The 229-nt window shown below is 68.1% G+C and carries 1 pseudogene; it reads left to right on the top strand.

The features are described from left to right. A pseudogene (locus tag FQ668_RS28435) lies at nt 1–229 on the top strand (MFS transporter); the annotation flags it as partial.

The following is a 229-nucleotide window of genomic DNA, read 5'->3' as shown; positions in this document are numbered from 1 at the left end:
GGTGGGGCTTGGGCGCCTGTTCGAATGGCTGAGCCTGGACATCTACCCGCTGGCGCTGGTGGCGATCATGGCCGGTATCGTCGTTGCCAGCCTCTGGGTGCCCAATGCGCAACCCGTCGAGCAGGCCGAGCAGCGCGGGGCAGGGGGCTTTCTCAGGCAAGTGCGGGCGCCTGGGGTCCTGGCCTTCTATGTGTGCGTGGCCCTCATGCAGCTCAGCCACGGCCCGTAC

The organism is Pseudomonas sp. Kh14 (genome assembly GCF_900291005.1).
Classification (GTDB): Bacteria; Pseudomonadota; Gammaproteobacteria; order Pseudomonadales; family Pseudomonadaceae; genus Aquipseudomonas; species Aquipseudomonas alloputida.
Note: the sequence above shows the minus strand (reverse complement) of the source record. Positions and strands in the feature narration are given on the sequence as shown.